We start from the raw sequence: 507 nt of genomic DNA, 5'->3' as shown, positions 1-507 counted from the left end.
TGGGGGTGCTTGAAGTTCGTGACCGCAAGGAGCGACCTAGGGCAAAACCGGTGACTGGGGCTAAGTCGTAACAAGGTAGCCGTACCGGAAGGTGCGGCTGGAACACCTCCTTTCTGGAGAGTATGACTTTTCGTAGACAGATTCTTCTACGGTTTTCTCTCAAACTAACCGGTAATTTTTTGTTATACTTGAGTGGAGTTGTCCGCTTTACAGTCCCGTAGCTCAGTTGGTTAGAGCACTACACTGATAATGTAGGGGTCTGCAGTTCAAGTCTGCACGGGACTACAACGAAACTCGGGGGATTAGCTCAGTTGGCTAGAGCACCTGCTTTGCAAGCAGGGGGTCAAGGGTTCGACTCCCTTATCCTCCACTCGGAATCGCAGGATTCCAACGTTCATTGACATGATTAAGGAGATGAGATAGAGTCTCACACAGCGAAGTGTGAGAGTTGTAAGAAAGTAAGAAAGGGCGCATGGGGAATGCCTAGGCTCTTGGAGGCGAAGAAAG

The 507-nt window shown here is 49.9% G+C and carries 2 tRNA genes and 1 rRNA gene; all 3 read left to right on the top strand.

Features of this window, described 5'->3' with window-relative positions:
• Window positions 1-113, top strand: a 16S ribosomal RNA gene (locus B5E60_RS13640); the annotation flags it as partial.
• Window positions 114-211: 98 nt separating this feature from the next.
• Window positions 212-285: transfer RNA gene (locus tag B5E60_RS13635), tRNA-Ile, on the top strand.
• Between the two features lie 11 nt (window positions 286-296).
• Window positions 297-370, top strand: a tRNA-Ala gene (locus tag B5E60_RS13630).
• Window positions 371-507 lie beyond the last annotated feature (137 nt).

The sequence above is a fragment of the Alistipes sp. An116 genome (genome assembly GCF_002161005.1).
Lineage (GTDB): Bacteria > Bacteroidota > Bacteroidia > Bacteroidales > Rikenellaceae > Alistipes > Alistipes megaguti.
This window is presented reverse-complemented; position numbering and strand designations above follow the sequence as displayed.